Annotated in this window: 7 protein-coding genes; 5 read left to right on the top strand and 2 right to left on the bottom strand. The window is 62.0% G+C overall.

The window, feature by feature from the left end:
• Positions 1-158 precede the first annotated feature (158 nt).
• Positions 159-1,352, bottom strand: coding sequence for a multidrug efflux MFS transporter MdtH (mdtH, locus tag ACZ9IL_RS13715; RefSeq protein ID WP_476004002.1), 1,194 nt, complete (start codon positions 1,350-1,352; stop codon positions 159-161).
• A gap of 209 nt (positions 1,353-1,561) precedes the next feature.
• Here mdtH and ACZ9IL_RS13710 point away from each other — a divergent pair, with 209 nt between their 5' ends.
• The gene (locus ACZ9IL_RS13710) at positions 1,562-2,455 is read left to right on the top strand and encodes a LysR family transcriptional regulator (RefSeq protein WP_476004001.1); all 894 of its coding nucleotides are present in this window, start codon (positions 1,562-1,564) and stop codon (positions 2,453-2,455) included.
• A gap of 70 nt (positions 2,456-2,525) precedes the next feature.
• Here the strand turns inward: ACZ9IL_RS13710 and ACZ9IL_RS13705 are convergent, their stop codons facing one another.
• On the bottom strand, positions 2,526-4,298 hold the full coding sequence (locus tag ACZ9IL_RS13705) for a M4 family metallopeptidase (protein ID WP_476004000.1): 1,773 nt from the start codon (positions 4,296-4,298) through the stop codon (positions 2,526-2,528).
• A gap of 348 nt (positions 4,299-4,646) precedes the next feature.
• Between ACZ9IL_RS13705 and ACZ9IL_RS13700 the strand changes: the two genes are divergently transcribed.
• From ACZ9IL_RS13700 to ACZ9IL_RS13685, 4 genes are all read left to right on the top strand, one after another.
• Positions 4,647-5,201 (top strand): GNAT family N-acetyltransferase, encoded by a 555-nt coding sequence (locus ACZ9IL_RS13700; protein ID WP_476003999.1) that lies wholly within the window; start codon positions 4,647-4,649, stop codon positions 5,199-5,201.
• 73 nt (positions 5,202-5,274) lie between these two features.
• The gene (locus tag ACZ9IL_RS13695) at positions 5,275-5,832 is read left to right on the top strand and encodes a GNAT family N-acetyltransferase (protein ID WP_476003998.1); all 558 of its coding nucleotides are present in this window, start codon (positions 5,275-5,277) and stop codon (positions 5,830-5,832) included.
• Positions 5,833-6,004: 172 nt separating this feature from the next.
• A complete protein-coding gene (locus tag ACZ9IL_RS13690; protein ID WP_476003997.1) occupies positions 6,005-7,111 on the top strand; it encodes a 1-acyl-sn-glycerol-3-phosphate acyltransferase in 1,107 nt (368 codons plus the stop codon).
• 301 nt (positions 7,112-7,412) lie between these two features.
• A complete protein-coding gene (locus ACZ9IL_RS13685) occupies positions 7,413-7,883 on the top strand; it encodes a NanQ anomerase/TabA/YiaL family protein (protein ID WP_476003996.1) in 471 nt (156 codons plus the stop codon).
• Positions 7,884-8,107: the final 224 nt, after the last annotated feature.

Below are 8,107 nucleotides of genomic sequence, written 5' to 3'. Positions count from 1 at the left end.
GTCGATATCTTGCCCGATGCCGGCATTGCCAGGGGCGTGAGACGGGAGGGGCGACATGATGAGGGTGCGAAAGTGCGCCATAAAAACAGGGCGCCGGATCCGGGGAACGGGCGCCCTGCCAGGGATGATCAGCAGACCGGGGGATCCCTCAGCCGGGATCAGGCATTGACGTGAGACAGGCGGGAATCGCGCTGGAAACAGTTCACCAGCAGCAGCAAGGTGACGACCCCGACGGTCCCCAGCACCAGCCAGGGCAGCCAGGGTTGTCCCTGGGCATTGGCGTAGTCGTGCAGGGCGCCACCACCGACATAACCCGTCATGCCGCCCAGCGCCAGCCCCAGCCGGCTGAACCCCATGTAACTGCCACGGGCACCCGGTTGCGCCAGCTTGGTCATGAGGGTCTCCCGCGCAGGCTCGGCGATGACGATGCCGAGATAGAAGCAGGCCAGCAGCATGAAGACGGCGGGCAGGGTGGTGGCAAAGGCCACCAGTCCGATGCCGGCGGTCATCAGCAGCACCCCCGCCATCAGCCGGCTCTCCAGCTTGAAGTGGCGCTCGCCGTAACGGGCCAGCGGGTAGAGCAGGGCCAGTGAGATGGCCGTCTCCAGGGTATACATCCAGCCCACCGCCGTGGTACTGCCCGCCATCTGCTTGACCAGGATGGGGAAGATCAGCATCACCTGCACCCAGAGTGCGTAGTAGCCGCTCAGGATCAGCACCAGTCGGCAGAAGGCCTTGTCCGCCAGCACCTGGCCGAGGCCTGCCCGGATCGGGGTAGGCCGCACGGAGAGCTTGTAGGGGGGCAGGATCAGCAGGTTGCACAGGGCCGCGCAGACGAACAGGCCGGCCCCCAGCAGGCAGACATACTCGAAGTCAAAGTTGAGCAGCCAACTGCCGAGCAGGGCGCCCACCACGGCACCGGCGCTCTCCAGCATCATCAGCAGGGAGATGTAACGGCCACGTTCACGGGGGCGGGTGAACTTGATTACCAGAGCAGCGCGGGGAGGGTCGAACAGACAGCCGCCGAGCCCCGAGATGATGCAGGAGATGATGAGCTCCAGCCCGGTCTGGGCGTAGGCCAGACTGGCGAAACCCAGCGCTCGCAGCAACATGCCGCAGACGATGAGGGGACGGGCCCCGAATTTATCGGCCAGCGAGCCACCGAAGACACCCAGCCCCTGCTGGGTCAGCTGACGCAACCCCAGCGCCAATCCGACAACCCCGGCGGCCCAGCCGAGTTGATCCACGAATCGCAGGCTTATCATGGGCATGACCACGAAGAATCCCAGGATCACCAAGAGGGAATCCAATGCCAAAAACCACCGCCCCAACCGCCTCGCCCGCTCTACCATGACTCTTAAACCCCTGCTTGCATCGATGACATTATCTGTTGTGTGTCCATTGCCCGAACGGCGGAGTCACCAAACAGAGCCAAGGGCGAAGATAAGTCCCTGACTCGGCGGCGTTATGCCAATTTCATGACGATTGATACTGCTATTCTGGGAGGGGGGCAGATATAGTGGTAGCCGACAACTGGCTATATTTCATATTGGATTCTGTTATGGCTATGACCCTCGATGACCTGCAATTGCTGCTGGATGTGGCCAACCGTGGCAGCTTCAGCAAGGTAGCCGCCATTCGCGGCTGGTCCCAACCCATGGTCAGTCAGCGGATCGCCGTGCTGGAACAGGAGCTGGGGCAACCCCTGTTTCGCCGTCATCGTCGTGGTGCCACCCCCACACCGGCCTGTGAACAGTTCCTGCCCGCCGCGAGTGCGGCCCTGAGTGCGCTGGAGGGGGGCCGGCTGGCGATGCAGGGCGCTCCCGCCCTGCCACGGATCCGGCTCGCCTGTCTTCCTTCCCTGACCACAGTCGTCTTCGGTCCGCTGTTGCTGGCCCTGGTGGACGAGGCGTTCGAGATCCGCTGCAACACGGATCACTCCGGCATCATCATGCAGGAGCTGCTGACCGGAGAGACCGACGTCGGCTTCATCTTGAAATGCCCCGCCATCGCGGGCATCCAGCTCGAACTGCTCTATCGCTCCCCCATCATCGCCGTGGCCAGCGCCGCCCATCCGCTGGCGGGCAGGCAGGGGCTGACTCTACAGGATATCGCCAACGAGCGGCTGGCCCCCCAACAGTGGGGCACCGGCTGTGACGAGCTGATCCTGCAGTTGCGGCTGCTGCGCCAGGTGGCGAGCCCGCTGCACGCCATCCAGCCTGCCAGCGCGGCGCGGGAGCTGGCGCTCGAGCACGGTTTCATCACCCTGATGCCGGCGCTCGCCATCAGCCGGGATCTGGAGTTTGGTCGCCTGGTGCAGCTGGATGTGGTGGACTTGCCGCCGGATCACTGGGACGTGATGATGGCCTGGCGCAGCGGCAAGCGACCGAATCGCGAGAAGGAGCGGGTGTTGGAGGCGGCGAGGACCCTGGCCAAGCGCTGGGCGGGTCGCTGAGCCGCCACCTGATATGAAAAAAGCGCCGGACAAGTCCGGCGCCTGGCTCACGCTGCGCGCTGGCGCAGGATCAATAGCTGGCTTTCAGGGTCACCCCCGAGAAGGCGCTGAAGGCGCTGAGTTGCACATGCCAGGTCCCCGCCTTGGGAGAGTTCAGGGTGCAGGTCTCGGCATTGCCGCTCTTGTAGGGACGGCAGTCATAGCTGGTGCCGGTCGGCACGGCGCCGAACTTCACGTAGAGATCCGCATCTCCGCTGCCGCCACTGCTGGCGATCACCAGCTTGCTCTTGCCGGCGGGCATGTCGATGGTGAAGCCGAGCTTGCCACCCTTGGTGGCGGAGAGACCGGTCACCGGTATGCCGTTTTGCAGCACAGTGCCGGTCGGTGGCGTGATGCCGCAGGAGGGGGTGACGCCGACCGCGGTGAAGGCCGCGGCCACATCGGTCAGGCTGTAACCCAGATCGGTGGTTGCCTTGGTCACGCCGCAGGCGCCCTGATCGTAAGTGGTGTTGGCGCCCCAGTAGAGGCGGTTGGCCAGCACGAACACCTCGAATGCCTTGCGGGTGTTCCAGCCGCTGGTGTTGGCCAGCAGATAGAAGGCACGGTTGTAGACCCCCGAGCTGTGGTGCACGTCGATGCCGTCATGGTAATCGCTGGCATGGCCGATGGACTTGCCATCCCGGGTCGGATCCTCGAAGTAGCGCAGCGAGCCGTTGCCCTTGAAGATCTGGGCCCCCACCAGCCAGTCGTTGCTGCCCTTCATGTAGTTCTCGGCCGCTTCCCCGGCCATGTCGGAGAAGGCCTCGTTGATGCCGCCGGACTGATCGGAGTAGACCAGCCCCGAGTTCTGCTCGGTGAAGCCGTGGCTCACCTCGTGGGCGGCCACGTCCAGGCTCACCAGCGGATAGAAGGTGGTGGCGCCATCGCCAAAGGTCATCTGGCTGCCATCCCAGAAGGCGTTTTCGTAGTTGTTGCCGTAGTGCACCCGCATCTTCAGCTTGAAGCTCAGCGGTGCCGTGTTGTACCAGTTGCGGTACATGTCGAACACCACGTTGCCGAAGTAGTGGGCGTCGTTGAGCGGCGAGTAGGCGCCGTTGATCTCCTTGACCCTGTTCTCCGGACAGGTGAACTGGTGCACGGCCCCGCCCGAGGTGGCGTGGTTGAGGTTGATGGTATCGACGTTCGCGCTGCTCATGCGGCAGTTGTCATCCACCTGCAGCGGGCCGAAGTCCGCGCCGTAGAAGTATTTGCCGGTCTTGAGGTTGCCGCCGGGGCCGGTGGCGTCCTGGTGATTGATCCCCTCCCAGCGCTTGAGTTCACTGCCGTCCTGGGCATCGACCATCACGAAGGGTCGGCTCGGTTGTTCGCTCGCCGCGAGCCAGGAGACCAGATAGACCAGCCGCGCCTGACCGCTCTCGTCTTGCATCACGAACAACTTGACCTGCTCGTTGCTGCCCTTGGCGCCGGCGCGGGCCTTGAGGGCGGCATCGGCGGGGGAGAGCGCCGCCGTGGGGCTGGCGACGTCGGCGCCGATCTGGCGCAGCACCCGGCCAGAAACCTGATTCACCTGGCCCGCGGGGGATTGCTCAGCCACCACCACCTGACCCCAGACCGGGATCCCTTGCCAGGTCTGCTCGTAACGCACCCGCTGCTGGCCGTTGGGCAGCTTGACGACCCGTACCTGGCGAAACTCGCCATCACCGGCCTGGGCACTGATCCCGACGGCGTTCGGTGATCCCAAGAGACCCGCCATTCCCCCCGCCTGATTCACTTCCACCTGTTCTGCCGCCATGGCGGCGCTTCCCCAGCAGGCCAATGCCACGGCCAAATAGACTTTGTTCATCTCGTCTTTCCTTAAGTCGATGAAGATCATGCGCCGGGTTCGTTGCCCGGCGTTCCTACACTAGTGAGCGGGAAAGAAATTGCTGCCTGTTATATGTGACAGGGCAGTGCAAGTGGGTAGCAGGTTCGACTGTTGTGATCCGAAATCACTGCTTTATCTATGAAGTGTGGTGGTTTATGCCAAGCCTTCGCGAGAATGAGTAAATGCTCAAAATGGTTCCCATATGGGTTCCTCCATATGGGGGTTGCCAGCCGGATAAGCATGTAAAAATGCCTTGGCAGACAAGGGGTTGATTGACTACATTGGCTTGCATGATGGCTCATGCCGAGCAAGGGAGGAGAAGGACGCATGTTTTCATGGCAACTGGATGACGAGCTGGCGCTGTTGTTCCTGCAGCCCGACATGGCCAGCGAGCTCTTTGGCCTGTGCCAGCGCAATCGCGACTACCTTGCCCAGTGGCTGCCCTGGGTGCCCTACATCCAGCAGCCGGGGGACAGCGCCACCTTCATCCGCCATGCCATCGAGAAGTTCGCCAGGGGCGAGGGCCTGACCACGGCCATCGAGTATCAGGGCGAGGTAGTCGGTGTCATCGGCTACAACCAGATCGATCAGGCGCTCGCCAAGGTCAGCATCGGCTACTGGCTGGCCGAGCGCTGGCAGGGCAACGGCATCATCACCCGGGCCTGTCAGGCGCTGATCCACCACGCCTTCGAGGAGATGGGCATGGAGAAGGTGGAGATCAGCGCGGCGCAGGAGAATGACGGCAGCCGGGCGGTGTGCGAGCGGCTCGGCATGCAGCAGGAGGGGATCACCCGGCGGGCGGAGCGACTGGCGGACAGGGTGGTGGATCACGTCCACTACGGCTTGCTGCGCGACGAGTGGCTGCGGCTGAGGGATCACTGATGGTATTGCCGCACCTCACCACGGCCCGCACTCCAATTCGGCGAGACGACTGGCTACAGAAAAGGGATCACTGATGGTATTGCCACACCTCACCACGGCCCGCACCCGGCTGACCGTCTTGTCGCCGGACAGAGCTGGCCTGATGCTGGATTTCTACCTGCGCAACCGGGCTCACCTCAGCCCCTGGGAGCCCAGACGTGACGAGAGCTTCTATACCCTGAGCCATTGGCACGATCGGCTGCGTGACGGCTACAGCCAGTTTTTCGACGGCAGCGCCGTCCAATTGGTGGCACTGGATCCACAGGGCGAACGGGTGCTCGCCACCTGCAACTTCACCCACATCATGATGGGCATGTTCAAGGCCTGTCACCTGGGTTATGCGGTCGACAGGGAGCATCAGGGGCAGGGGTTGATGCAGGAGGTGGCGGCGGCGGGCATCGAGTATCTGTTTCACGAGCGCGGCCTGCACCGCATTATGGCGAGTTATATGCCGGCGAATCACCGCAGCGGCGCCCTGCTGGAGCGGCTCGGCTTCGAGCGGGAGGGCCGGGCTCGGGATTATCTGATGATCAACGGCCGTTGGGAGGACCATATTCTCACCGCGCTCATCAATCCTGTCGTTCAGGATTGATGAGCGGGCTCATCTGGTCACACCAGATGTGATTGGGGCGGCTTTTTCGCGATAAGATTGCACTATAGGTGCGCATCTCATACCCCTGATCCCAAAAGCGTGTAAAATTGCGCCCTGAATTTTCCCGGCCAGCAGCAGCTGGCCGCGACTCCATACATGCAAGGCTGACATTGTGACAGAAGTAGATAGATTCGCGGACATTCGCCCCTATCGCGATGACGAAGTGCCGGCAGCCATCGAACGGCTGATCCAGGATGATGAGTTTATCGGCGCCATCGCCAAATACCGTTTTGGCTCCCTGATGAGCTGGCTGGGCTGGGCCATCCGCCCGCTGATCCGCCAGTTCCTGCGCCACAAGTGGTCCAAGGTCACCACGGTGCGCCAGGTGCAGCTGGGGGTAACCCGCTACATGAGCCGGATGATCGCCACCTCCACTCAGGGCGTGACCTTCTCCGGCCTCGAGCATCTGAAGAAAGAGCAGGGCTATCTGTTTGTCTCCAATCACAGGGACATCGCCATGGATCCCGCCTTCGTCAACTGGGGGCTGCATACCCACGGCTTCGATACGGTGCGTATCGCCATCGGTGACAACCTGCTGCGCAAGCCTTGCGCCACCGAGTTGATGAAGCTCAACAAGAGTTTCATCGTCAAGCGCTCCGCCAAGGGGCCGCGGGAGATGATGAAGGTACTCGGCGAGCTGTCGGCCTACATCGGCCAGTCGGTGCACGAGGGGCATTCCATCTGGATCGCCCAGAAGGAAGGGCGCGCCAAGAACGGTGATGACAAGACGGATCCGGCCATCCTCAAAATGTTCTATGTGGACGGCAAGAAGCAGAAGATCCCGTTCGTCGACTACATGCGCAGCCTCAACATAGTGCCGGTCAGCATCAGCTACGAGGTGGATCCCACCGACAAGGCCAAAGCGCGGGAGCTGTACGAGAAGTCGGTCAACGGCAGCTACGAGAAGGGAGAGTTCGAGGACATCGAGAGCATAGTCGCCGGCATCGTCGGCCAGAAGGGGCGAGTTCATGTCTCCTTTGGTGCCCCCATCACCGAGGGCTTCAGTGATCCGGACGAGCTGGCGGCGTTGATCGACCAGGCCATCTGGAGCAGCTATCGCCTGTTCCCCGGCAACTATCTGGCGGCGGATGTGCCTGGAAAGGCCAGTACCATCGAGCAGACCGCCTTCCTGACCCGCCAGTCAGAAGTGCCGGAAGAACACAAGGCGATCTGGCGCGCCATGTATGCCAAACCGGTGGAGAACGCCAAGAAGGCTTGAATGAAGCCGGTTGCAACAAAAAAACGGGAGCTGATGCTCCCGTTTTTGCGTCTGGTCAAAGTTGCTGGCAATAGGGTAGTGAATAATATTGTTTCAGCTGGTACGATCATCTGGTGAATGAGCGGGTATCTCTTGGCAAGACGCGGACGACTGTGCAACAGTGACCAGGCGCCGACGAGATGACCTATGCTCTTCTTCGGTCTGCATGGATGGCAGACGGCGCTAGACAAGGACCTTTGACGGGTCCTTTTTCATTGGCAGACAAAGATAGACGACAGATATACCTAAGGATGCGCATCTCATGATCACCGGCAGTCTGGACACCTTGCAACGCACCCCCTTGCCCGCGCCACTGGCCCGCATCATGGCCGAGGTGGTGAAGGCCGTCGCCCACTGGCGCGACGCGCCGCTCGGCAAGACCGAGATCGATGGCATGCGCCTGTTCTGCCTGGTGAGCGAGGAGCTGACCGAGCCTGCGGCGGATCGCCGTGGCGAGTTTCATGAGCAGTACCTGGATATCCAGCTGCTGCTGCGTGGTGAGGAGTGGATAGGCGTAGGGCCTCATGCTTATGTCAATGACGGCGCCGATCATCCCCATCCCGACCTCTGGTTCGTCGATGACGAACAGACCAGTTATCTGGCGTTGCAGCCCGGCGACTTCGCCATCTTCTGGCCGGGAGAACTGCATCGCCCTCTCTGTACCCTGACCACCCCCGCCAAGGTTAAAAAGTTGGTAGTCAAGGTCCATAAAGCGCTGCTGGCCGAACGCTGAGCAGCTGCGCCGGGCCCAACCCCTGCCCGGGACAAGGCTGCTTCCGATGAAGGCGGGCTTGTCTGGAATCGATAATTCGATGAGTGTGCCGCGCGCCCTTGAGGCCGGCACCGACCAAATTGAAAAATTGGGCGCACTTTCCTGCGACCATAAGCCCCCGACAGGGGAATCCCATCCATTGCTGGATGACACGACACTGTCGGCATAAAGCCGAAGCACAGGAA

The sequence above is a fragment of the Aeromonas sp. TECH754 genome (assembly GCF_056279295.1).
The sequence above is the reverse complement of the archived record's forward strand: the minus strand, read 5'-3'. Positions and strand labels throughout refer to the sequence as shown.